Origin of the sequence: Paenibacillus radicis (ex Xue et al. 2023) (genome assembly GCF_024722015.1) — a bacterium.
Classification (GTDB): Bacteria; Bacillota; Bacilli; order Paenibacillales; family NBRC-103111; genus Paenibacillus_S.
In genome coordinates this window covers 26,003-50,589 of the sequence record NZ_JANQBD010000022.1, presented here as the reverse complement: position 1 = coordinate 50,589, position 24,587 = coordinate 26,003, and the positions used below count along the sequence as shown (strand labels likewise).

The following is a 24,587-nucleotide window of genomic DNA, read 5'->3' as shown; positions in this document are numbered from 1 at the left end:
TCTAAATGAAAACGAAAGCCGCTGTGCTTCTTCTGTGCATCTGCGTGATCTTTGGGATAACAGGTTGTTCATTGACGAATAGTGTGTCGACCCTGAAAACCTCAGTCAAAGCAAGCGCAAGTGTCTCGAAGAATACACAGAATATAGCAGAGAAGGTATTCCCGAAGGATAAAGTGGTGGATGTAAAAATTACACTGGACCCTGATGATTTTCAAGATATGCTGGACAATGCCAGTAATGAAGAATTCAAAACAGCGTCTGTTGACTACAACGGGCAGCATTTCGACAATATTGCGGTGCGGACGAAAGGCAATCTTAGCTTAAGAAGCGTAGTCAGCTCGGACTCCGACCGGTACAGCTTTAAGATAGCTTTTGATGAATACATCTCAAGCCAAACGCTGTATGGCATCTCCAAAATCAATTTAAACAATAATTACAGTGATGCTTCCTATATGCGGGAATTTCTGACCTATGAGCTCGCAGAAGAGATGGGCTTGCCGACACCGGCATATTCCTTCGTCAATGTTTATATCAACGGTGAGCTAAAAGGCTTTTACCTGGCTGTAGAGCAAATAGGGGAGGAATATCTGGAGCGTAATTTTGGCAACGCATATGGCGCCCTGTATAAAGCCAATGGAGGAACCGGGAGTGAATTGAATTGGCTTGAAGACATCGATGCTTACACAGGGCTTGACTTGAAATCGAAATCTGCGAACAATAATGTACTCCTCGATATGGTCGATGAGCTGAACAATGGAACCCATTATGAAGAGGTTCTGGATGTCGATGAGGCACTGAAATTTATCGCTCTAAATGTACTTACAGGCAATATGGATAGCTATTTGGGAAACAATAAGCACAATTATTATTTATATGAGGATGATGGAAAATTTGCCGTCCTGCCTTGGGATTATAATATGGCCTTTGGAGGTCTTGGAGGGAGTGGGCTGTTGATTGATGAGCCGACTCAAGGCACATTGGCGGACCGTCCTTTAATCAATAAATTGCTCAAGGTCGATGCTTACAAGGAAAAATATCACGAAATTATCGAAGAAGCGATTGACGGTTATTTGTCGAATGAAGCTTTCTCTGCCCGTGTGAAGGAGCTGTCCGATATGATTTCTACTTACGTGGAAAAGGATCCTACAGCTTTTTATACGTATGCTCAATATCAGCAGGCTCTTCCTCAGCTAACTTCGTTTACGTCTACGCAGGTTAGCAGCTTTGCCAATCAGCTGGACGGAACAAGCCCATCTTCAGGTGATGGCTCGGGAAGCGGCGGAGGTATGGGCGGAGGCGGTCGTGGCGGCATGCAGGGCCAGGGCGGTAAGCAGAACGGCAGGGTGCAGGCTCTAGCTGCACCAGCCGCAGCGCAGCAAGGGCAAGCGGGGCAAGCCGCAGCGCAGCAGGGGCAAGCGGGGCAAGCCGCAGCGCAGCAAGGGCAAGCGGGGCAAGCCGCAGCGCAGCAAGGGCAAGCGGGCCAGGCCGCAGCGCAGCAGGGGCAAGCGGGCCAAGTCGCAGCGCAGCAAGGGCAAGCGGGGCAGGCCGCAGCGCAGCAGGGGCAAGCGGGGCAAGCCGCGGCGCAGCAAGGGCAAGCGGGGCAATCCGCAGCGCAGCAAGGGCAAGCGGGGCAATCCGCAGCGCAGCAGGGGCAAGCGGGGCAAATGCCGGTCCGCCAAGGAGGACCGGGCGGTCAAGGTGGCCTAGGTGGCCCAGGTGGCGCGCCGGGTGGCTTCGGGGGCGGACCTGGCGGGCCAGCCGCACAGAAGGGTAGTGCAACGGAAGCTATCGCATCCGGTGTTGCCCTGATAGTTCTCATTTTAGGCTGCCTTGTGATCGTATTTTACAAGCGAAATCGGTTGTAAGTAAGAGAAAGGCAAACTCCCTAGCATTAGCTGGAAAACCTCATGCTAATCATAGGCATTATGCCTACTTCTCAGCAAATAGCTGGAAGTCCTCATGCTAATTTCCGCTAATATAACTATTTGACTCAATTAGTGCCAATATAGAGGGAGCTTTTCCTGTTAAACTCTCAAACGAGGAGGTAATTGGAGAATTAGCTCCAGAAATTCCAGTTCACTCATTCCCTGTTAACTTATCAGCTATTTGTTTGGGTTTGGATGCTGCCGATTTCAAAAGCAAGCAGCAGCGTAATCATTGGGGAACGAGCGAACACTCTACTTTCACAGCAACGTATCCATCGCAAATAAAGGACCGTCAGGATCACTCTCCTGTCGGTCCTTTATTTCAGAGCACCTAATGGACAAACAATAAAAAAGCCAGCACCCGAAGGCGCTGACTTGGATGACTGGAATGAATTTTCCCAGGTCATTCGCACATTTGAACAAGCTTAGACTGCATACTTTTGTTGGAACTCTTCATCTGTTTTGGTCAAATAAAGGATTCCTTCAATTAAGCCGATAATGGACGGGATGCATGTCCAGCAAAATAGCAAGTATACAATACCAAGCAGAGTTTTACCCAAGTAAAACTTGTGAATGCCTAGACCCCCAACTAAAATAGCAAGTACGCCTGCGGTAACTTTTGATTTTGGATTCATTGAATTATCGCTCCCCTTAATTAGCTTCATCTTGCCATTGCAAGTTGACTTCATTTTATAGAATTGACTATGAAAAGACATGTAACCAAAGTTACATAAGCTAACATTTAATTAAATTAAATTGATAAATCAGGTCGAATTGACTAATTAAAGCGCAGTATTTAGGACTTTATTGCTAATAACCTGACAAAATTTTTTCGTGAAAAGTCATTTTCGACAGGTTCAGCATCTATTCCCTCTACTTAAATGGTGATAGAATGAAATGAGGTATTAGTTGAAAACAGGAATGATTTCCGTTAATTGGGTGGAGGAGCAGCATCAATGCGGCAGAAGGATGACATTGAGCTTAGAGAATTATTGGATGGAACTATTGAGATTTCCTCATTTATATATATAGCGATCGCGATGGTTGAGCTGGTTTATGGGCTGCATAAGAAGGAAACAGTCATTCGCGACTTGAATCCAGCTGGAATTCAGATACGACATACAGATGCTTATCAAGCTATTCTTGTCGATGGGCGTAAGCTAAACTACGCCTATTTGTCTCCTGAGCAAACAGGGAGAATGAATCTTACACCAGATAAGCGCAGTGATTTATACGCACTTGGTGTCATATTCTATGAAATGCTTACTGGGCGCATGCCCTTTCGGGCACAGAATGCGGAGGAGTGGGTGCATGCCCATCTGGCGATGCCTCCGATACCTCTAGATCGGCTGCGGCCCGAGGTAACCGGCTCTATATCTGATATCGTCATGAAGCTGCTGGCGAAAGCGCCAGAAGACCGATATCAAAGTGCTTATGGTTTGCTGGCCGACTTAAGGAAATGCGCCTCCCTAAATGGAAATTCAGGGGGGATTATTCGCTTTGAGATCGGTTTGGTAGATGAGGTTGGAAGGTTTCGGCTTCCAGGGAATCTGTTGGGACGTACTGCAGAACAAGCACAGCTGCGGGACGCTTATGAGCTGGCTCGAGCAGGAGCTTCTGCATTCGTGTTCGTTACGGGCCGGGAGGGCAGCGGTAAAACCGCGTTGATCCGTGAGCTTCAGACGGCGGTTTTTCGAGAGGGCGGTCACTTTATCGAAGGAAAATGCGATTTCATGAATCGGGAGACCCCGTTCGCGCCAGTTCTTCAAGCGTGTCGTGAGCTAGCCCGGCAAATGCTAAGAGAGACACCTGAACGGGTTGCCCAATGGACGAATCGATTAAACGATGCATTGGGTACCAATCTAGGTGTTATTGCTGAGCTTATACCTGAGGCATCGGCGTTACTAGGAGAGGTTCCGGCTGTAGACCAGCTTCCACCAGCCGAGGCGACCGCGCGTTTCCGCCAGCTGTTTCCTGCCTTCATTCAAACATTCGCTGAAAAAGAATATCCGCTTGTTATATTTCTGGATGATCTTCAATGGGCTGACGCAGCTACGGTAGAGGTATTAAGAGTGCTTTTACAGGATGCTTCCTTGTATGGCTTGTTGATACTAGGCGCATACCAGATCGAACAAGAGCCCATATGGGGTGAAGGTGGGTTTGATCATACGGCTGCGGTGGCAGCGATTCGAAGCTCGCTTTCTTTGCGGGAAGTGGATACGCATCCAGTTATGCGGCATCTTAGGATCAATCCTCTGCCCTATGTGGAGGTCGTTCGTTTTGTGTCGGTCGTACTTCACGAGGATACGGAGCGTACCCGGCAACTGGCGGATCTCCTGTATCAAAAGACAGGCGGGTATCCGTTATATATGCACCGCTCTCTGGACGGCCTGTACCGAGAGAAAAAGCTTTTTTTCGATACAGAACAAGCCGTATGGACATGGGATGCAGCGGCTATCAGGGAGATGCCGGAGTATGGAGATGCACTACGGTTGATCGCAGCTCATATTCATACGCTGCCGATGGGTACAGTTCGGCTTCTTGGTATAGCCGGTGCTATAGGGTACAACTTCCGCATAAGCACAATGGCGATGATAGGCGGGCATACGGTAGAAGAAGCGATCGAACTTTTACGCGCAGCTGTAGATCAAGGCTTAGTGCGGTGCGAGCTTAACCAGGATGATCATACGGTAGAAAACGCTTACCGCTACAGCTTTTTGCATGACCGTGTTCAACAGGCTGCTTATGACACTATACCCGCTTCTGAGAAGGCAGGCTTGCATCTGCAAATAGGGCGAACCATGCTCCGCCAAGCTGCTCTTGATGAAGAAGAACTGATCTTTGATATTGTGCATCATCTGAATTTAGGTTTGGATGAAATAACGAATGAAATAGAGAAGAGACAATTAGCCGAGTATAACCTGCGGGCCGGCATGAAATCCAAGAGCACGACGGCATACGCGACAGCGAAGCATTTCCTGGAAACAGGGCTGCAGCTTCTCGGAAGTGATATCGAGGCAAAGGATACTCTCGTGACTCAGTTGATGATGGAGCTATCGGAATGTGAGTATATGTGTGGTCGTGCAGATCGTGCGGAGGAACTGCTGGGGCAGTTGATGAACCGTTCTGTGGATTTGGTGGAGCGCTCAAGTATTTACTTGATTAGAATCGGGATGAATACGTATTTGAAAAGAAACACTGCAGCCGTGGCTATTGGTCTGGAGGCGCTAAAGGAATATGGTTGGGAAATACCGATAGAGCCCTCAAGATCATTCATGGCAGGGGAACTGGCACGAACACATTGGGCTCTGTACCGCAAACGTGATGTATTGCCTCATCTACCGCTTAATACGGACCCCCTTTATAAGTCATTTTCTGATATAGTCATGGCGATATCGGCACCGGCATTTATAGATAACGCCGAGTTGAGTGGAGTTCTTTATTCGAGATTCGTTCGTTATGGGTTAAAGCGAGGAAATAATGAAGCTTTCGCTTTTATGTTAGGTGCATATGGGACGCTTCTGACCTTCGGGCTTAAGCGCTATAGTGCTGGCTGCCGATTGGCGGAGATTGCTTATGAGCTGGCGGCTCCTTTCGAAAGTAAAGTTCTTAGATGCCGACTCCACTTCGTGATGGGTCTTATTGGACAATATCTATCTCCGGGCGAGGTCATCGCGAATATGGATCAGGCCGTGCGTTATGGGTTGGAATCAGGAGATATGATGTTTACGGGGTACGCCATGTCTCTACGTATACTCAATCATACGGAGGATTTGCACAGCTTATCAGCTTGTATTTCACAATATGAAGTATCATGGCATCTGCTGGATGCTGTTACATTAATGGTGTTCCGCATCGCCCGTTGGCATATGTCAAAGCTGCAGGGTGCACCTGTTGAAGTTGAGGTCGAAGTCGATGAATTCGAGGACTGGGTACAGGGCAACCCTACCAACGAAACTCAGAAAAACCAAGCTTACTATTACTGTGTCTGCCATATCGAGGCTGCATATCTGTCGGGTTGTTATCAGGAAGCACTCGAATGGATAGATCGCAGCAACAAGCTTAACGGCTTCCATCAAGGACCTTTGATGATACGCAAACAGCAGCTTTACCATTCATTATCGCTAGCGTCACTTTACTCGGAGATAGAGCTATCGGGGAATAAACGTAAAGGCGTACTCTCCGTGATGACCAAACATCTGCGTGCCATGAAGAGAGAGTTTGGCGGGTTCAGCCAGAAATCCTCCGATTATATTCTTATTGAAGCCGAGGTAGAGCGAATTAATGGGAATAAAGCAGCCGCGGCGGAGAAGTACGAGCATGCGCTTACGGCAGCGCGTGAAGAAGGAAACCTATGGATGGAAGCTATAGCGGGTGAGCGGGCAGTTGTCTACTATAGAGCCATTGGAATGCTTTCAACTGCAGATGCTCTATTGGTTGATGCATACAATGCCTATTTACGCTGGGGGGCATCCGCTAAGGTTCGGCAGCTTCAAGCTGAATATTCGGAGCAATTGGCGTTAGTTGCGGGTGCAGCGTACCGTGAGTCGGCAGCTGCAACTCAGGGCAAGGAAGAATATCAGTTAGGAGCGGGTCAAAGGTGGATGAGTGCTAACTCAGGGACTGCTGTAGAGGCTGTCCACCTTAATGAGGGTACCCGTGAATCAGAGCTCTTCAGAAATCTTGATGAGACCGTTATGCGGCAAGCCGCGGGTTGGCCTGGTGTAGGGAATAAGCAGCGCTTAACGGAGCGTTTCCTTGAGTCGGCACTGCGTTCTGCGGGTGCGGAGAAAGGATACGTAATAAATCTGTCAGGCGAATCCTTTAATATTGAAGCTTCAAGTAATGAGGAGTCTGTAGGGGAAAGTGCAGCAATGTTTGCGACTTCTCTCGTTCATTATGTCGTGCGCACGGGCAAGGCGGTCGTATTGACAGATGCATCTCAGAGCCTATATGCGGCAGATCCCTATATCCGCAAGCAGCAGCCGCGGTCCATTCTATGCATGCCAATTCCATATCCGGGCATTCGGCTCCCGAAGGTGCTCTACTTGGAAAATAACTTGGCGTTCGGAATTTTTGCAGAGGAAAGATTGGCTGTGCTGGATATGTTATTCTCCCGGATGGTTTATTTACAATCGTTGGAGGATTCCCGCGGAAAACCCGATGTGGTAGAAGAAGTGGGAAATGTACAGGAAATCAACTCTGTCAAAGCCGTGCGGCCTATGCTGGACCCTCTGACCAACCGGGAGATGGAGATGCTGAAAGCACTAGCCAGTGGCTTTTCCAACAAGGAAATTGCCGAAAGCTTTGGACTAACGGAAGGAACCGTCAAAAATCATATGTTTAATATGTATGGCAAGCTCGATGTGAAGAGAAGGGCGCAAGCAATTGTACGAGCAAGGGAATTAGGGCTGCTGGAATAGTTGGTTAAAAGATGGAGCTGCTTTTGGCGCCTGAATGGAGAAGGTAATAGCATCAGCGCGGCAAAAAGCCTCTGCAGATTTTTCCTGCGGAGGCTCTTTAAGTGGAATAGGAGGTATGAGACTATACACCTTGCTTCGCCGTTCAATCTAGATAAACGCATTCATCATTGTGGACGGCGCCTTGTATCCGTCATTCTTTAAAATTATTTGCGATCAAAGCGATGGCCTGATCGACATATTTCTCGGGTACTTCGAGTTTTATAGAACCGTGGCCAGATCCTTGGACGGCACCCATCGTATCCGAGGAGCGGATGCGGCTCTTTACTTGATTAGACTTTAGAAAAGCGTGCTTCGCCTCAATCTCTGCCACCGCATTGGCAGTACCGGCCTCAATCGTTTTCCACTTCGCGTTGTTTCGGATAACTAACCATACAATGATCCCTGCGACAACCAGCACCAACAGTAACATTACCATGAAAAACACCACCTTATTCATTTTGGCCTCCCATTTTGGGAAAAATGGGGTCTTCAATGGGTTGTGATCTGAATGGGATGATCGGTATATGTATACGATTCCAAATGGATTCGTATGACGAATATTCCATTTATTTCTTCAATTTTCTGAGACTTCGTTATCTGTTGATTTATGCTGCTAAATCGTTGTTTGGAACGGGCTAACAGAGGTATTATAGAGAATATGTTAAGAATGGAGCTGAAGTAATTGGCCAAGCCTTGGGCTGCGGAGCAGATTGTAACCAATGACGTAGCGTTAGAATTAATCAGCAAGCAATTCCCTGAGCTTGTTCCATTAACGATCAAGCTTATCGGCGAAGGCTTTGACAACACGGTTTATCAAGTCAATCAACAGTATGTATTTCGTTTTCCCCGACGCTCTATTGCGGTTGATTTGCTGCTGGTTGAGTGTGCGCTGCTGCCGCATCTTTTCTCGTTGGGACTTCCTCTAATGGTATCTGAACCAGTATTTTTCGGAAAGCCTGAGGAAAGGTATTCGTGGCCATTTGTAGGATATCGGTTTATAGAAGGCGAATCGCCGGGAGCGGCTACAGTAGATCAACGAATGCAGTCAGCGCGTCCGCTTGCACAATTTTTAAGCATCTTGCATCGTTTTCCGGTGGAGAAGGCGAAGGAACTGGGTGTACAGAACGACCTGCTGGGGAGGTTGGATCTTGCCAAAAGATTAAGCCAGGTGGATAGCAATATGAATAAAGCAATGGAGCTAGGCTTGTCGAGGGATCGACGTGTGCTGGATAGCTTTCTAAGTTCTTTAAGAGATGGGGGCGGCGATAATAGCGGAACCGGCAGCCCTCCCAAATGCCTCGTGCATGGAGACCTTCATATCCGTAACGTGCTCGTAGATGAGAACCATATCATTTCAGGAGTTATTGACTGGGGGGATGTGCATACCGGCGATCCGGCTGTTGATCTTTCGTTCGTCTACAGCTACCTGCCTCCGGAGGGCAGAAGTTTGTTCTTTAGCATTTACGGAGAAACAGAGGAGTCCACCTTGAAATTAGCCAGGTTTCGATCGATTCATATATCGCTTCTTTTACTATTATACGGATATGATCAACAAGATGATGTTTTGGTGGCAGCGACCCAGGATAGCTTGAAGTTGGCTTTTGAGGATTTGTAACGCTGAATAAGCAGCATAAAACCATATTATTTTTGAGAATTAATAAAGCCAGCCATTTTCTATTAACTAGAGAGTGGGTGGCCTATTTGTTCATGGCTACCTTCCCATTTTGCAATCTGAGTGTCCTTGGCCGTAAGGATTCTTTATGGATTGTTATGTTTTTTTAATGTTTTTGAGTGGTATTTTATTCGATTGTAATGCTTGAACGAGTATTCTAATTTTAGAGTTATTCATTAAGCAACACCATATGAATCCAAGGGAGAGATCTTATATGATAAAAAGTAAAAAGGCATTCGCAGCATTGGCGATTACAGCAGCAGTAGGCTTTTCTTCCGTTATTCCTTTTAATGTGTTACAAGTATCGGCGGCAGCTAACTTTATGGATATTGATGGAGCAGCGGCACCTTATAAAACAGCCATTGAAGAAATGGCCAAACAAAATGTAATATCAGGATTTAGCGATACTCAATTTAAACCTAATCAGAATGTAACTCGGGCGGAATTGGCCAAGATTGTAACACTAGCCCTTCATGTGGATCAAAACCAGGCAAAGAAGAATACTTTCACTGATGTAGCGGATAGTGCCTGGTATGCCTCTTACGTTACCGCTATGGTTAATGCGGGTGCAATGAAAGGTGAAGGAACCAGCTTTAGCCCTAATAATTCTGTTACGCATGAGCAGCTTGTTGAAATTGTAGCTTCAGTTCTTAAAGTGGATACGAGTAAAGTAAAAGGATTGATGGGCACAGCATTTGCAACGGGCAAATTGGCTTCCCGCGGCGAAGTGGCAATGCTCGTGCATGCGGCGCAGCAACTGGCTCCGGTTCAAGTGACCAGCATCAAAAATTTGAATGCTATCACGCTGCAAGTGACCTTCTCGGCTCCGCTTCCTAAAGAAGATATCGACGTAGACAAAGCGAAACAAAACTTTGTATTCGATAACGGGCTTACCGTTCTTAATATTCCACAGCTGAAATCAGGGGCAACAGCGACCTATATTGTGCCGGTTTCGCCTCAGAAGGCAGGAACTAAGTATTCCTTATCTTATAAAGGTCAGGCCGCTGGAACGTTCGAAGCTAATACGGAGAAGCTTGCTTTGAGATCAGGTCAGCAGGTTTCCTATGATACGTTCGAGATTGAATCCAGCCTTGAGGACGGTGTGGCGGATTACGGTTATGTAGTCGCGGCATACAGCGCTGCACGCAAGGGAGCCTTCGTTGTCGATGATAACAATATGAATAACGGTAAGTCGTATAAAATTCTTTCATCGATGAGAGACAAGCAGGTGTACATTACACCTGAAGGCGGAGAAACGATGACAGCGAGCTATGTATTGTTTACACAGGCAACAGACGGCAGACAAGCTCCGAAATTCCGCCTGCCTAACGGTGAAGTCTTCAAGCCGGGCGTGAAGTACACGGTAACTTCGGATTGGGCGACATTGGCGAATCCAACTTTCACGGCCAAAGAAATCGGGCCGCTAGCTATTCAATCGGCGCAGCAAGTGAGCGAAACATCGCTTGATGTGACATTGGCGCAGGATCCGAAGGACGAGTTATTCGCAGTGCGCAGCATTACGCTGACACCTTTGAATGGAGCGCCGCTAACGGCTCAATACAAGCTGACAAGCCGTAAAGGGGCAACAGGAACCTTTGATATCCAGAATGGCGGCAAGCTGGTTCCAGGCACTACGTACACAGTAGCTCCGCAGGGGAAATGGGCGACAGCCAATGCTGTTACAGTAACGGCTAAATAAGAAGCAGGGTAAGGATTAAGAGGAAAGTGACCCATGGAAGCCAGGGATGCTTTCCTCTTGTCATTTTTCATATCATACTTTTTATGGTGAGGTGAATAATAAGAATGCGGTGCAAAACAATCAAAATCACTTGCACAATAGCCGCAATTGGGCTAATTATAGTGTTGGCGGGCTGCCAATTGAAGTCTGGCGCAGAGGCGTCTTCAGAGCCGCGACCGACGGCAGCAATGCTGCCCAATTCATCGACAGTTGAAGCCGCGCAAGCGCCGAAAGTGGACAATAATGCTTCAGTGAAATCGCAATCCTTTAACCTTCTGCTAACAAACTCCGCAAGCGGATATATCTCCTTTTTGGACCCGGAGAAGGGAACGCAGGATAAGCTCGATGTTGGTAAATCCCCCTTCGGAATCGCTTTAGCAAGCAGCGGCACAGCTTATATCTCTACTGCAGAAGGGATTGCAGTCGTTGATACTAAGCAGCGCAAGCGGCTCGCTTTAATCCCTTATCAATCCCAGATTGGGCCTGTTCAATATGGTGAGTACCGTCCGGGCGGTATGGGTATCGCGGTTTCTCCGGATGGACGTTATGTATACGTAGGCGTTTACTTGAAGGGCAAGCCCAGCCAGCTTGAGATTCTGGACACGGAGAAGCTAGTCATTGTCGGTTCAGTACCTGTTGGAATTCGGCCTTTTGATGTAGTTGTAAGCAAGGATGGCCATGAGGTTTATACTATAGATCATGATTCTTATTCGGTAACAGCCGTGAACCCGGCAGCTCTCAGCACGCACAAGCTGGATGTTGCCCCGTTTGGCAGGGGTGGCTTCGAGAAGCCTCACTATGCGGTTGTTCGTGAGGACGGACGACTATTGCTTCCGTACCAAGGACGCGGGCTTGTAATACTTGATCCAAAGACTGGAGAATATGAGACACAGCCATTGACTGGTAACACCCATCAAGAAGGTTTGGCTCTAACCCAGGATGGGAAAAAGCTCCTTATCGTAGGAAACGGCGCCGCCGGCAGTGCGACCGGTAAGCCGAATCTGACCGTATTGGATGTAGCGACGATGGCTGAGCAGATTATCCCTTTAAATCGTGTGCATCAAATGGTAGCGAGCAGCCCTGATGGCCGGTGGGCCTATCTCACGGGAGGTGTAACCTTTGCCGATACAGGTTGGGACGGGTTAACAATTGTTGATCTTTCAACAGGCTCCACAAAGGAGATAACTGTTTCTGATTACCCGTTGGATATTGAGATTATCCCGAATTGATGTGGACTGCGTACAAAGAAACCATCCTTCACAATTAGTGAGAGATGGTTTCTTCTTCTTTCATTTGGGCCATATAACCAACGCCGGGGTACGTGATGATTACATCAAGCTTGTTCTCGATATGTTTAATTTTTTGTCGTATCCGTGCGATGGCTACACGCAAATATTCTACGTCGTCTCGGTATTCGCTTCCCCAGACTTCGCTTAGCAGCTGCTCATGCGTCATGACTTTACCGGCGTTCTGAATGAGCAGAACAAACAAGTTATATTCGGTTTCGGTAAATTTAATTTCCGCGTCCTTCAGCCAAGTGCGCCTCTGGGCGAGGTTGACAGTAAGGGTGCCCGTTCGAATTTCGCTTGCTGCCGAGGTGTGGATATGGGTTCGGCCATCCAGTCTGCGCAGCACGGCATTTACTCTCGCAAACAATTCATCGAGGGAAAAAGGCTTGGTTAAATAATCGTCCGCACCTAAATTTAATCCCTGTACTTTATCGCTGGAGTCACTACGGGCGGTTAATATAATAACCGGAACATTCGAGAAGCTGCGAAGTCTCTGCAGCGCTTGAAATCCATCCATGCCGGGCATCATGATATCAAGCAGCAGCAGATCGGGATCGAAGCCGTCAATCGCTTCAAGCGCCTCGGGGCCATTAGAGCAGGTCAGCGTTTCATGGCCTAACGACTTTAAATTAGCCGCAATAAATCGTAAAATTTTAGGTTCATCGTCCACGATCATGATTTTATGCTTTTTCATCGTCTTCCCCCTCTTTAGCGCTGAATGCCGGTATGGAAATGATGAAGGTGCTTCCCGCCCCTGGCGTGCTCCGCACTTGAATCCGGCCTCCATGTGCTTCCATTATTCCTTTGCATATCGCGAGACCCAATCCGGTTCCCCCTGTTTGGCGGCTCGCTGAGACATCCACTCGGTAAAATCGGTCGAATATGTGATCCAAATGATTTTCTGCAATGCCAATTCCGTTGTCCTCGATGAGAATATGAACCATAGCTTCATCGGCTTCAGCCATAATTCGCAGGAACGGCTTTTTATTATCATTATACTGGATAGCGTTAGTGAATAAATTGACCAATACCTGCTCCATACGAAGCTTGTCGGCGTAAATAAGCGGCAGGTCGCTGCTTAGTTGGATATCGAATTCGGTATTGGCAAAAGCGGCATGCTGCGGCAAACGGTGTATGGCGTTATCAATTACCGCCCCCACACGGAGAGGCTGACGATTAACCCGCATAGCGCCTGCATCAATCTTGGAGATGTCGAGCCATTCATCGATCAGATTCTGGATACGCCCAATATCCTCATGGATTCCTTCCAGCAGTTCTCTCTTGAAGCTCTCCTCCCATTCGGCGTCCTTACGCAGGAGCGTTTCTACGCCACCTCTAATACTGGTTATTGGCGTTTTGAATTCGTGGGATGCCAGGGAAATGAGATCGTTCTTCAGCGCATCAATCTCATGTTCCTTGGTAATATCACGCCATACATAGCCTCTGCCAAAAATCCGTTCATCACCCGCCGCTTGAAAAGCGGAAACGAGAATAAACCGTTCTTTGCCGCTATCACCGCGGATTTTCAATGTAGCTTGAATTTGCTGCTTGGAAGTCAGATGGGTCCATTCTTCATGGGAGCCCGACAGCTTGGCGGCAATTTCGCCGAACAGCCCTTCTTCGGTCATGGACAGCAATTCCTGCGTCGGGATGGCGAACATTTCGGTCATCCTGCGGTTGGCGTACACGACATTTTGCTGAATACCTATTAGAACAATAGCATCGGACATGCTTTCAAATACCGCATTTAAAGAGGCGTACTCATGCCGGAGGCGACTAACCAGGATGTCATTTTGTATAATAACTGCAATCGTATTGGAAAAGGTGTGCAGAAACTTTCGGTCATTCTCCGGTAAAGCAGCGCCGCTGCTATTGAAAATAGCCAGCTCACCGAGTGGTGAATTACCGGAATTGACAGGAATAACCGCGGCTGCAGCATTCTTCTGATCCAGGTCGGTTGACGGGTAAGGATAGAGACGCAGCCGGACTTCAACGCCAATCAGATTGCGCAGCTGCCGCATGCTTTCATCGATCATTCTATTGGTTTCCTGATTGGGCATGGCTGGCGTTAGCAGGACATTAACAATTTCCAGCTCCTGATTTTTTCGCAGCAAGCTTCGGGTACGTTCTGTCACGCGGTTCTCCAGCTGGGCATTAAGCTCTATTAAGGCTCTTTGATTTTCTTTAATTTGCTCGGCCATTCGAAAGAAATGATTAGCCAGCATATCGAGCTCATAAGGGACTCCCCAGGATGGCGTCATGTCTCGCTGAGGTTCTTCAAAAACTCCATCAGCCAGCTTTCGAGTATAGCCTACTAATAAATGAATGGTGTTGTTGAACCGTTTGGCTAATAGGTTGCCCACAATAACGGTTATGACAAGTGTAAGCACGAGCAGAATAAGTGTGGTTTGCATAGAGTCGGAAAAAGCGGCATTAACCGATGTGTAAGAACGGCTTACCCATACAGTCCATCCGAGATCTTTAATTGTTGTATAAGTAATAAGCTCGCTTTGCTTGCTAATGCTTGAATGATATTTTCCGGACCCTTGTCCGGCTGCTTGGGCATCCTGAACAACCGCCTCGGCGGATAAATCAACTAATGAGCTCGTAATTTCTCTGTCTGGATGATAGATGGCGCGGTCGGTAGGATCTAATACGACGGGATAAGCGTCTGATCCGTAGTCGTATTTCGTGACCAGCTGCTTGATTTGTTGCAAATCAAGGACGCCTACAGCGATACCGGCTAATTGTTTTTGATCGGAGTATAGGGGAGCTGCGATGACGATAGCTGGCTCGTTACCACTTTCTGGCCCACGGAACAGAGAAGAGATAGTGGTCTTTTCGGTCGCTTTCACCTTAATGAAATAATCGCGATTGCTCATATTCAAGCCGAATAACTGCTGCCTCAGTGTGGCTCCCTGCTCCGGGTAGTGGGCGGAGACAATTCCGTTCGCGTCGGCCACATACAGGCTGCTGAAGCCCGGCAGGTTGTCCTTGACCGATTGCAGCTTCGAGGTCAGACTTTCTCTCGTCCGGAAGGTGGGACCCGATGCGCTGATCGTTGTGGCTAAAGTTTCGACTGCGTTGCGATGGTAGTAGGTATAGGTTTGAACAGCGTCAGCCAGCCGATAAGTCGTCTGGCTTTGCGTTTTGTTGTAATCGTTGGTTATATTCCGAATTTGCAGCACTTGAATAGTGCCTAGCACAAGGATAGGTATCATGGCCATAATGGCAAAAGTAATGGTTAAATGTAACCGCAGTGATTGTTTGTTCACAAGTTCCTCCATCTACAAGGTAGATTTACATGGGTGTCGCCAAGCTTATGATTATTTTATCATAAAAAGGAGTAAACATATCACGAATCAGCGTAATAAGGAGAGGGGTTTTAGGAGGAATACGTAGAAAAGCCGCAATCGCTCGGTAAAGTAACCTGGCTATCGGGCTCGGAGATTGGGTGTATGCGTTTATTGCCGGATTAACTAGTCGGTAAAGGGAGAGGTATCTCAATCTCATGGCTGAGAAAAGAAGAGGCGGGAAATAGGGAAGGGATTACGCCCCATGATTACAATGAAATGCGGCGTATCCCTATGGCAGTATGTTCAAGCTCTATGATACAAGCGGAGGCTGGACGTTCAGGTCGGCGTAGATCAGTAATAGACATACCCAGCATATGCATTCGGACGGTATCCCTTACTTGGAGATCGCCGGGGAAATGAAGATGGCCAGTGAAAATATGGTTCATTTCTTGCTGAAGGCCTTCCTGGTATAACCAAGGGGAATGACTTTGCACGTATTTATTTAAGTTGCGAGTTGAATCTACCGATAAGATATATTCTCTTGTCTCCGGTACATCGAGAGGTACGTGAGTGAACAGAAGCTGCCGAGAGTGTCGGCTCTTTAATTCCCCGAGCCATTCCTTCGTGCCGTCAGGAACTCCGCTGCGGGCGCTGTCGAGCAGCACCAGTCCGGTATGCCCAAGGTCTATGTAGCGGTTGTGCAGCTCGATACCGCGCTCCTTCCACCCTTTCACCGCCGCTTCATAACCTTCCACTGCTGAGATAGAACGGATTCCTTCCGCTCCTTCGATAAAGGATTCATAATCATGATTGCCCGGTACAGCCAGCCATCGGCATGGCAATTGGTTTAATAATTCAATGGCGAAATCCCGGTTTTCGTCACTGTACCAGTCGACCATATCCCCTAGGCAGATGGCTAGGTCGGGTGCTTCTTGATGCAGCAAGCTGTTCAGCTTTTGAAAGGATGGCCATGCATCGGCAAAAAAACTCCTTTTTTCACGCAAACCGGTAAAGCGTTCTTTGGGAGAAATCGAATGCAAGTCTGTGAAAACAGCGATTTTCATAGAGCACCTCATGAACTGAATTTTACAAATTACGATAGCATGCTTTTTCTGAAAAGGACAGTAAAAGATAGGGCGCCGGAGCCAACCGATGGATCGGCCAATGAAACCAACCCCCTTTTATAACGTAAAGAGAACAGATCCAAATGAATTGCCGATGCTAAGACGCAAGACGTAAGAGGGACTTCATCGCAGATGGTTTCATTAGAAGAATTGAAGCAAACTTAAGCGAATACTTGGGGTGCCGGGTATCGCTGGAGTTAAACTCTCAGGAGGTGTGGCCATGTTACGCAGATTATTAAGCAAGCTTCTTGGTTTGGATAAGCGCAATGGATCCCAATATCGCCCCTACCGCAGCAGTGATGACTATCGTAGACCATCGAATGGAAATAAATACAACCAGCATAATCAATATGGGAACTCTCATTACAAGAAGAAACGATCTTCAAGCTCTTATAGCAGCTAAGTTTTCAGGTATAGAAGAATTTGATTTACATCGATTATGATGTCTTGAACATTAACATAGGGCTGTTCCGTCAATAGCAAGCGGCGGAGCAGCTTTTTTGTGCCCGGGTGAAGGGTGAGTTCAAGCTCCCAGCCCCGATCGGCACCTGCGGGTGCCTGCTCCTTCTGGTCATACGTGCTGTACAGCAGAAAAAGCAGAAGATGACCGACAGCATAATAGTCACTGGTTACATGGATGGTTCTACGCAGTATTTTTTCGGAGGGGTCATCCGCTTCAACATCTAAAACGTCTTCCACAACGGATTCGGCATTTGCAAGCTCGCGGGCTAGCCCTAGGTCGATGAGTTTAACACGCTCCCCCTCAACGACCACGTTAGCAATGTTAATATCTCGGTGCAGAATGCCGACAGAGTGCATATAAGCGACAATGGGCAGAAGCCTCCGGATCAAAAGCAGGGATTCACGCTCGGTAAAGGTACATTGCTCCTGGAATAAAAGAGTGTCCAAGCTCTTTCCCTCCATAAATTCCATAGTGAAGCACAGATGATTGCGATAACGGAATTTGCTGTAGAGTGCCGGAATGGCGGGATGGGAAAGAAGCTCCAGCATGCCGGTTTCTTTGGCATAAATAAACTGTGCCCTTTGTGTACCGCCTCGGAGCGGGGTGACCCGTTTCATAACGCAGCGCTGTCCGGAGCGGACATCCCGGCATAGGTAGGCGACTCCGTAGCTGCCCATGCCAAGCTTGCGCTCGATTCGATAGCGTCCTGTAATGATCGAGCCCTCACGGAACCATAGGTCATCCCATAGGCGGACGGCTTCGTTAGTTTTTTTATTTAAACTGCGCCATAGCTGCTTCCATATGTATCGGATGGACATGAGCCGGATACCGCTCCTTTGCTCTGCGGGTGCACTCCACTATTGGATTAACTCTATTCCCTCTATTCCTCGGCAACGGCAAAGTTGAGCATATAGATTCTAAAGCTTGCTTACAAATGTAATATGTATGCCGAACTATAGTTAATTATAGCAGTAAGGCGATTGATGGAAAATGTGTTATTAGTGAGTGCCCATTGAGGGGTAAGAGAGAGTGGATTCTTCGAATATAAGGTGTAGATGGATAGTCTTATGACATGTTTTCTTCTCTTTGTGATAGGGATTTGTCAATTCATCTAAGATTAAGTCCTTGTTTTGTAATTGAAAACAAAATTAATGTTAGAATAGTTTACGCGAACATCTCCTGTGATTAAAATGGAAATAACAAACATTTCGAAGCTGGTTTTCCCAGGGGAAACGAATAAGTGAATGCTTGCGAAATGAACTTTCCGGGTGGAAGTTCTTAGGAGGCTAGCCCATGAATGACCGTTCTTTGTTGATCCAAAATGCAAGAAGCATCGTCACGATGGATGGAGAAAGCCGTGTCATCAAGAATGGCAGTTTGTATGCAGTCGGACAGGAGATCGTTGCGATTGGCGAGAATCTTCCCTACGAGACGGCAGATAGAGTTATTGATGCTCGAAACAAAATTGTATACCCCGGTCTCATCAACACGCACCATCACCTGTACCAGACCTTGACCCGTAATCTTCCTCTTGCACAGGATTGCTCTCTTTTTGACTGGCTGTTGACGCTTTATGAAATTTGGCGACATCTGGAGCCTGAAGACATTTATTTAAGCGCGATGGTTGGACTAGGTGAGCTGCTGAAAAGTGGCTGTACCACTTCCTCGGATCATTTCTACTGTTTTCCCCGCGGCATTTCGACCGAGCTAATCGATGAGGAAATCCGGGCAGCGGCTGAGCTGGGCATGCGGTTTTATCCGACTCGTGGCTCGATGAGCTTGGGGCGGTCGAACGGAGGGCTCCCTCCTGACGAAGTATGTCAGAGCGAAGAAGAGATTCTAAGGGATACCCGGCGTGTGATTGAGAAATTCCACGATCCTTCCCGCTTTTCCATGCTGCGGATTGGTGTTGCGCCGTGTTCGCCCTTTTCGGTGACGCGGGAGTTATTGAAGGAGTCTGCCGATCTGGCCCGCAGCTATGGTGTTCGTTTGCATACTCATTTGGCTGAGACGATGGATGAAGAGCAATTTTGCCTGGAGAGGATGGGCATGCGGCCGCTTGAATATATGGAGGATACCGGTTGGGTAGGAAACGATGTGTGGTTTGCGCACGGTATCTGGTTTAATGATGCGGAAATTCAGAGAATGGGGGCCTGCGGCTGTGGTGTTGCCCATTGTCCTTCCAGCAATATGAAGCTGTCCTCGGGCACGATCCCTGTGAGGAAGCTGCTTCAGGCGGGGGTGAAGGTAGGCCTTGGGGTGGACGGTTCGGCTTCCAACGATGCTTCGAATATGCTGTGGGATGTGCGGATGGCCTACTTGCTGCATAAGCAATTAAATGGAGATGCCTTGACCGCCAATGAGGCGCTTTCCCTGGCTACACGCGGCTCGGCGCGGGTGCTTGGCTGGGAGGACGCAATAGGGTCGCTTGGGGTTGGCAAGGCGGCCGATCTCTTTATGCTGGATGCGTCGCAGCTCGGCTTTGCGGGAGCATTGTTCGATGATGCATCGCTGCCAGTAACGGTAGGCGCGTATCAGGCGGATATGACCATTGTGGGGGGACGCGTAGTTGTGGAGAAGGGGCGTTTGTCAGCCATAGATGAAGAGTTGGTTTCCTTCCGCGCGCAGCTTGCGGCGGACCGGATGGCAGCTGCTGCTGCCAAACGAACTAAGCTTGACTACCGCAAATATCGTTAGCTGAAGAAGACTTTTATCAGTAAGAAAATGAGCAGTACCTATAATGTCATGCTATTTGACAACAGAAAAGGTGTGGTCACAATGAAGCTGATGAGAACCTCCTCCTTGGGGTGGCAGCGATTGTTTGCCCCTGCGGTTGCATTAATGAATAAGCTGCGGTATCCTCAAAAATTTCTGCTGATTGGCTGTGTGTTCGCTATTCCCATATTTACACTTACAGCTCAGATGTTCTCCACTATAAATACAGATATTCAGTTCACAGAAAAAGAGAAAAAAGGCTTAGCCTATCATCAGTCTTTAATGGATTTAATGTTCGCGCTGGAGCAATACGGATGGAGCTTGCACATGGGTACTTCTACTGCACCCTCAGCCAATAAGGACACGAAGGGAATCGGGGAGCAGATTGATAGTATTATCTACGGGCTGAAGCAGGGAGCGAACCCTGATCTGCTGGACCCTGTATTATGGGCGAGCCTGGAGAAGCAATGGGAATTAATTAAGTCGAACGGAACCTCCATAAGCCAGAACTTTTACGAGATTCAACATACGGCTCTGGAGCAAATCGTATTGCTTCTTATTGAAGACGTGCAAAATTCCTCGAACCTGATTCTCGACCCGGAATTTGAGAGCTACTATTTAATGGATTCTGTCGTTACTATATTGCCGAATTATTGGACCAAGCTTGAAAAAATGGAGTTGATGGGGACTGAGGTCGTAGCCCGCCAGCAAATTAAGAACCCCCAGGAACAAGAAGAACTCATTCGATTGACAGGGGACCTGGAAGCTCTTTTGGATAAAATGAATAGATTTGCCGACTTGATAGGCAAGAGAACCCCCAAGACCAAACAGCAAATGGATGGACTTCTGGAAGCCAACAACCGTTCGACGAGGGCTGCCATAGATGCATTTAATAACAGGCTGCTTAACAATGGGGTTATTCAAATTACTGCAGACGAGATGACCTCTTTGAGCCGCAATGCCAAGAAAGCAAATCAGGAATTATTTCTTGGCCAAATGAAGCTGCTTCAGCAAATCTTTGATAACAGGTTGGACAGCTATAAGGCTAATAAGACGAAGGATATTCTGCTGATTATTATCGTAGTGGTGGTGGTTGTTTATTTGTTCACCGCTTTTTATTTATCCGTGAAACGAGCTATTCATCATCTTGTTCGCGCCTCCAATCAGCTGTCAGCAGGGGATTTAACAATAGAAGTTGCGACAGAAACGAAGGATGAATTTTCACAGGTAACCGCTGCATTCAATAAGCTGACGGATACGTTCCGCGAAGTTGTTAGACAGAGCAGGGAGGTGACTGAGCAAGCCTATGAATCTGCCGAACAACTAAAATCCAGTGTTGTGGAGAGTGAGGGGAATAACCGGATTATCTCAGGGGTGATGCTGGAGGTTGCGGCTGGCTCTTCCTTGCAGGTACAGAGTGCCCAGGAAACCTCGGTTGCCATGAATGAGGTGAATATCGGCGTTCAGAGAATTGCCGAAACCTCGTCTCTTGTAGCGGGGGCAGCTGGAGATGCGGCGGAAGAAGCGAGAAAAGGTTCGATGGATGTAGATCAGGCTATCGTTCAAATGTCGTCGATCAAAGCCAAGGTTGGCGAAACGGCCTCTACCATAGCGGAGCTGCATGAATTATCGACTAAGATTGACCGCATTCTGAGTGTTGTTCGAGAAATATCGGAGCAGACCCGTTTGTTAGCGTTGAATGCTTCAATAGAAGCAGCGCGTGCAGGAGAACATGGACGCGGCTTTCAGGTGGTTGCGGCCGAGGTTAGGAAGCTAGCTGATGAATCGAGTGAATCGACCAAGCAGATTGCCGAGTTAATTGCGATGGTTCAAACAAGCTCCAAAGGAGTAATTAATAAGATTGAAATAGAATTAAAAGAAGTGGAAAGAGGAAGCGTAGTGTTGTCACAGGTTGGGGTTGTGTTCGGCGCTATTTTATCCTCGGTGGAGAGGGTTGCTGAACAAATTCAGGAGGTTTCGGCGGCATCCCAGCAAATATCAGCCAGCACGGAGCAGGTTACAGCGACTATGGAAGACAGTGTTCAAATTTCCCGCAAGGCAAGCTCCTATGCTGCGAATGTGAAGTCCTCATTGGACAAACAAGCATCCTCTGCCAAGGAGGTTGCGGCTTCCTCCGAATCCTTGAACCAGCTTTCCGAGGAACTTCTCCGTTCGCTGCTGCGATTTCGGATAGAGTAGTGGAAGGTGATTTTTGAAGAGTGCTTTTGTCGAAAAGTGTTAGTTCCTGTCGGAGCGAACGCTTTTTTTCTATTTTATAGGCGAATAATAGGCTAATTCATAAAAGAAGTTAAAAAAAGCATATGCTGGAACCTTGAAGAAAAGGCCAATTAAAGTAATAATAGTTTTGCAAAGACTGATGGAGTGCTAAAGGAGGAGTAAGGGCATGAGTAAAGTTTGGTCTACGGCTATGGCAGATTCTTTTATGAAGAGGTATCCGCTGGTTTCCGATATGCCGTTTCAAAAAAGAAGATGTTGGAATTATGAGAATGGTTGTATTATTACGGCTTTGGAACGGGTTTACCTTCAAACTGGTGACGAACGCTATTATGATTACATTAAAATGAATATGGATCTGTTCATCCAGGAGGATGGCAGCATCGATACGTACAATTTAAATGAGTACAACGTCGATATGATTAACCAAGGTAAAGGCTTGTTCTTACTGTATGAAAAAACCGGTCAAGAAAAATATAAAAAAGCGATCGAGCTGCTTGTTACCCAAATAAAAGGACACCCGCGCACGAGTGAAGGTGGACTATGGCATAAGAAAATTTATCCTTTCCAAATGTGGCTGGATGGCGTATATATGACCTCGCCTTTGCTCGCTGCTTATGGCAAGAAGTTTAACGAGCATGAATGGTTTGATGATGTGGCTAATGAGATTCTATTGATGGAGAAAGTGTCGCGTGATCCCAAAACCGGACTGCTCTATCATGGCTGGGATGAATCGAAAGAGGAGCGTTGGGCGAATAAGGAAAACGGCTGCTCGCCGCATTTCTGGGGCCGTGCTTTAGGCTGGTATGTGATGGCCGTTGTGGACACGCTGGATTTCTTGCCTTTGGATCACCCGAAGCGTGGACAAATTATCGGTATTTTCTACCGGTTGGTACAAGCTATTCTGAACGTGCAGGACGAGGAATCGGGTCTGTGGTATCAAGTGCTGAATCAAGGAACTCGCAAAGGCAATTACTTGGAGGCATCCGGCTCCGCGATGTTTACTTGCGCTCTGGCAAAAGGATATCGGATGGGGTATTTGGGCAAGGATGCATTGCAGGCGGCAAGACGCGGTCACAAAGGGCTGCTTGAGCAGTGTGTGGGTCAAGAATCAGATGGCACCTATCATTTGGATAAAATCTGCAGTGTAGCCGGTTTGGGAAATAGGCCTTACCGTGATGGCTCCTTTGCTTACTATATCAGCGAACCTACCCGCAAAGATGATCCGAAGGGCTTCGCGCCATTCGTCATGGCTTGCTTGGAGCTAGAAGCGACAGCTTCCGTACAATAGGCAGGGAGCGGGGGAGGAGAATTTCAACGATGTGGAGTCCTGATGAATATTTGCGGCGGTTGTATGATGAGGCGAAGTCACGGCAGCTGGCATTCCAAGCGGAGAGTCGCTCGGAATGGCTGGAATGGAAGTCAGCGCTCACAGAGAAGTTCATTGACTCGTTAGGTGGACTTGAAGCTGCAGGAGTGGATTTGCAGCCGGTGGAGATTGAACGTGTCGAATATGAGGATCATATTCGTGAGCGGATCGAGATCACAACGGCCGAATCGTTGCGTATGCCGGTCTATCTGCTTCTACCGAAGGGGAAGCAGGGCAAACTGCCGGTCGTCGTTGGCTGTCACGGCCATGGTTACGGCGGCAAGTCTGTAGTCGGGCTGCTGGCTGACGGCGGGGAAGCCGGAGATGCTGACCCTGATGTTCACCACATGTTCGCGCTTTCCCTGGTCAAGCGAGGGTTAGCGGTTATTGTGCCTGAGCTGATCGGCTTTGGCGACCGCAAGCTGGAGAATGAGGTTGTGGTCAACAGCAGCACGAACTCTTGCTTTCCAATTGGTGTTTTTCTTCTCATGCTGGGTAAAACGATTGCAGGAGTACGCATTCAGGAAACAATGAGGGCAATCGATTACATATCGAGCCGTAGCGAGCTGGATGCCTCCCGAATCGGCATCTTCGGTCTATCCGGCGGCGGCTTGGTCGCTGCATTCACGGCTGCGCTCGATCAACGGATTCAGGCAGCGGTAGTTAGCTGCTATACGAATACCTTTCTCGACAGCATCCTAAGCATGCGTCATTGTGTGGATAATTACATCCCGAACGTGCTGCGGTACGCCGAGATGCCCGAGCTGATCGGCCTTATCGCACCGCGGCCGCTGTTTATTGAAGCGGGCCGGGAGGATAAGATCTTCCCGCTCCACGGGACGGAGAAGGCGTTAGTCCGGCTGAAGGCTGTGTACCAAGCGGCCGGAGTCCCGGATTCATTGGACTCCGACCTGTTTCCCGGGGGCCATGAGGTGTATGGCAAGCATTCGTTCCCGTGGCTGGAGAAGCAGCTCATGAAGTAACTGAAGCAAGAGTAATAAGGATGTTGGACGGGGCTGTCCCAAAAGTCATTTTGAGACAACCCCTCCACCATTTTATCCTGAATAGATGGTAGCAAAAGAGCCTTCAATCCACTTTGATTGTTGAAGGTTCTTTTGCATATTCTTGTGTATTCTCAGAGATGCATAAGATGAGGTCACTTTTCAACGCGTGCTAATCGCGGGTATCGGGTTCGGGGTTCGTAGTTCGGGGTTCGTAGTTCGTAGTTCATGGCTCGTGGTTCGTGGTTCGGTTACGGTATTACATGGCAGTCTGGCGCACTCCGTGCAATTAGCAGGA

General features: G+C 47.9%; 16 protein-coding genes. 10 read left to right on the top strand and 6 right to left on the bottom strand.

Features of this window, described 5'->3' with window-relative positions:
* Nucleotides 1–5: 5 nt before the first annotated feature.
* Nucleotides 6–1,865, top strand: a complete 1,860-nt coding sequence (locus NV381_RS26520) for a CotH kinase family protein (protein WP_258216319.1) — start codon at nt 6–8, stop codon at nt 1,863–1,865.
* Between the two features lie 485 nt (nt 1,866–2,350).
* Here the strand turns inward: NV381_RS26520 and NV381_RS26515 are convergent, their stop codons facing one another.
* Nucleotides 2,351–2,560 carry a TM2 domain-containing protein gene (locus NV381_RS26515; protein ID WP_258216318.1) on the bottom strand — a complete coding sequence of 70 codons (210 nt, stop codon included), beginning with the start codon at nt 2,558–2,560 and terminating at the stop codon, nt 2,351–2,353.
* Between the two features lie 321 nt (nt 2,561–2,881).
* Here NV381_RS26515 and NV381_RS26510 point away from each other — a divergent pair, with 321 nt between their 5' ends.
* Nucleotides 2,882–7,348 (top strand): AAA family ATPase, encoded by a 4,467-nt coding sequence (locus NV381_RS26510; RefSeq protein ID WP_258216317.1) that lies wholly within the window; start codon nt 2,882–2,884, stop codon nt 7,346–7,348.
* A gap of 190 nt (nt 7,349–7,538) precedes the next feature.
* Here NV381_RS26510 and NV381_RS26505 read toward each other — a convergent pair whose 3' ends face one another.
* A complete protein-coding gene (locus NV381_RS26505; RefSeq protein WP_258216316.1) occupies nt 7,539–7,823 on the bottom strand; it encodes a hypothetical protein in 285 nt (94 codons plus the stop codon).
* A 246-nt stretch (nt 7,824–8,069) separates the two neighbouring features.
* Between NV381_RS26505 and NV381_RS26500 the strand changes: the two genes are divergently transcribed.
* From NV381_RS26500 to NV381_RS26490, 3 genes are all read left to right on the top strand, one after another.
* Complete coding sequence (locus tag NV381_RS26500; RefSeq protein WP_258216315.1) at nt 8,070–9,002, top strand: phosphotransferase; 933 nt, start codon at nt 8,070–8,072, stop codon at nt 9,000–9,002.
* Between the two features lie 271 nt (nt 9,003–9,273).
* Nucleotides 9,274–10,758: an S-layer homology domain-containing protein gene (locus NV381_RS26495; protein WP_258216314.1), complete on the top strand. Its 1,485-nt coding sequence runs from the start codon at nt 9,274–9,276 to the stop codon at nt 10,756–10,758.
* Between the two features lie 104 nt (nt 10,759–10,862).
* Nucleotides 10,863–12,026 (top strand): YncE family protein, encoded by a 1,164-nt coding sequence (locus NV381_RS26490; protein ID WP_258216313.1) that lies wholly within the window; start codon nt 10,863–10,865, stop codon nt 12,024–12,026.
* A 34-nt stretch (nt 12,027–12,060) separates the two neighbouring features.
* Here the strand turns inward: NV381_RS26490 and NV381_RS26485 are convergent, their stop codons facing one another.
* The 3 genes from NV381_RS26485 to NV381_RS26475 all read right to left on the bottom strand — a co-directional run bounded on the left by NV381_RS26485 (nt 12,061) and on the right by NV381_RS26475 (nt 16,446).
* Nucleotides 12,061–12,780 carry a response regulator transcription factor gene (locus tag NV381_RS26485; RefSeq protein WP_258216312.1) on the bottom strand — a complete coding sequence of 240 codons (720 nt, stop codon included), beginning with the start codon at nt 12,778–12,780 and terminating at the stop codon, nt 12,061–12,063.
* Complete coding sequence (locus NV381_RS26480) at nt 12,767–15,361, bottom strand: ATP-binding protein (RefSeq protein WP_258216311.1); 2,595 nt, start codon at nt 15,359–15,361, stop codon at nt 12,767–12,769. Before NV381_RS26480 ends, NV381_RS26485 begins: the two co-directional genes overlap by 14 nt.
* 287 nt (nt 15,362–15,648) lie before the next feature.
* The gene (locus NV381_RS26475) at nt 15,649–16,446 is read right to left on the bottom strand and encodes a metallophosphoesterase family protein (RefSeq protein ID WP_258216310.1); all 798 of its coding nucleotides are present in this window, start codon (nt 16,444–16,446) and stop codon (nt 15,649–15,651) included.
* A gap of 280 nt (nt 16,447–16,726) precedes the next feature.
* Between NV381_RS26475 and NV381_RS26470 the strand changes: the two genes are divergently transcribed.
* On the top strand, nt 16,727–16,909 hold the full coding sequence (locus NV381_RS26470) for a hypothetical protein (protein ID WP_258216309.1): 183 nt from the start codon (nt 16,727–16,729) through the stop codon (nt 16,907–16,909).
* Here NV381_RS26470 and NV381_RS26465 read toward each other — a convergent pair.
* Nucleotides 16,906–17,787 carry a serine/threonine protein kinase gene (locus tag NV381_RS26465; RefSeq protein WP_258216308.1) on the bottom strand — a complete coding sequence of 294 codons (882 nt, stop codon included), beginning with the start codon at nt 17,785–17,787 and terminating at the stop codon, nt 16,906–16,908. The two genes, NV381_RS26470 and NV381_RS26465, sit on opposite strands and share 4 nt — an antisense overlap.
* 475 nt (nt 17,788–18,262) lie before the next feature.
* Between NV381_RS26465 and NV381_RS26460 the strand changes: the two genes are divergently transcribed.
* The 4 genes from NV381_RS26460 to NV381_RS26445 all read left to right on the top strand — a co-directional run bounded on the left by NV381_RS26460 (nt 18,263) and on the right by NV381_RS26445 (nt 24,271).
* Nucleotides 18,263–19,666 (top strand): 8-oxoguanine deaminase, encoded by a 1,404-nt coding sequence (locus tag NV381_RS26460; protein ID WP_258216307.1) that lies wholly within the window; start codon nt 18,263–18,265, stop codon nt 19,664–19,666.
* A gap of 81 nt (nt 19,667–19,747) precedes the next feature.
* Nucleotides 19,748–21,883: a methyl-accepting chemotaxis protein gene (locus NV381_RS26455; RefSeq protein ID WP_258216306.1), complete on the top strand. Its 2,136-nt coding sequence runs from the start codon at nt 19,748–19,750 to the stop codon at nt 21,881–21,883.
* 205 nt (nt 21,884–22,088) lie between these two features.
* A complete protein-coding gene (locus tag NV381_RS26450) occupies nt 22,089–23,210 on the top strand; it encodes a glycoside hydrolase family 88/105 protein (RefSeq protein ID WP_258216305.1) in 1,122 nt (373 codons plus the stop codon).
* A gap of 29 nt (nt 23,211–23,239) precedes the next feature.
* Entirely contained in the window at nt 23,240–24,271 is a 1,032-nt protein-coding gene (locus NV381_RS26445) for an alpha/beta hydrolase family protein (protein WP_419182304.1), read from the top strand.
* Nucleotides 24,272–24,587: the final 316 nt, after the last annotated feature.

Excerpts from the sequence above, each read along its gene's own strand:
- NV381_RS26505 (WP_258216316.1), bottom strand. The coding sequence starts at position 7,823 with ATGGTAATGTTACTGTTGGTGCTGGTTGTCGCAGGGATCATTGTATGG.
- NV381_RS26470 (WP_258216309.1), top strand. The coding sequence starts at position 16,727 with ATGTTACGCAGATTATTAAGCAAGCTTCTTGGTTTGGATAAGCGCAAT.
- NV381_RS26485 (WP_258216312.1), bottom strand. The coding sequence starts at position 12,780 with ATGAAAAAGCATAAAATCATGATCGTGGACGATGAACCTAAAATTTTA.
- NV381_RS26460 (WP_258216307.1), top strand. The coding sequence starts at position 18,263 with ATGAATGACCGTTCTTTGTTGATCCAAAATGCAAGAAGCATCGTCACG.
- NV381_RS26515 (WP_258216318.1), bottom strand. The coding sequence starts at position 2,560 with ATGAATCCAAAATCAAAAGTTACCGCAGGCGTACTTGCTATTTTAGTT.
- NV381_RS26450 (WP_258216305.1), top strand. The coding sequence starts at position 22,089 with ATGAGTAAAGTTTGGTCTACGGCTATGGCAGATTCTTTTATGAAGAGG.
- NV381_RS26510 (WP_258216317.1), top strand. The coding sequence starts at position 2,882 with ATGCGGCAGAAGGATGACATTGAGCTTAGAGAATTATTGGATGGAACT.
- NV381_RS26445 (WP_419182304.1), top strand. The coding sequence starts at position 23,240 with ATGTGGAGTCCTGATGAATATTTGCGGCGGTTGTATGATGAGGCGAAG.
- NV381_RS26455 (WP_258216306.1), top strand. The coding sequence starts at position 19,748 with ATGAAGCTGATGAGAACCTCCTCCTTGGGGTGGCAGCGATTGTTTGCC.
- NV381_RS26490 (WP_258216313.1), top strand. The coding sequence starts at position 10,863 with ATGCGGTGCAAAACAATCAAAATCACTTGCACAATAGCCGCAATTGGG.
- NV381_RS26520 (WP_258216319.1), top strand. The coding sequence starts at position 6 with ATGAAAACGAAAGCCGCTGTGCTTCTTCTGTGCATCTGCGTGATCTTT.
- NV381_RS26475 (WP_258216310.1), bottom strand. The coding sequence starts at position 16,446 with ATGAAAATCGCTGTTTTCACAGACTTGCATTCGATTTCTCCCAAAGAA.
- NV381_RS26465 (WP_258216308.1), bottom strand. The coding sequence starts at position 17,787 with ATGTCCATCCGATACATATGGAAGCAGCTATGGCGCAGTTTAAATAAA.
- NV381_RS26495 (WP_258216314.1), top strand. The coding sequence starts at position 9,274 with ATGATAAAAAGTAAAAAGGCATTCGCAGCATTGGCGATTACAGCAGCA.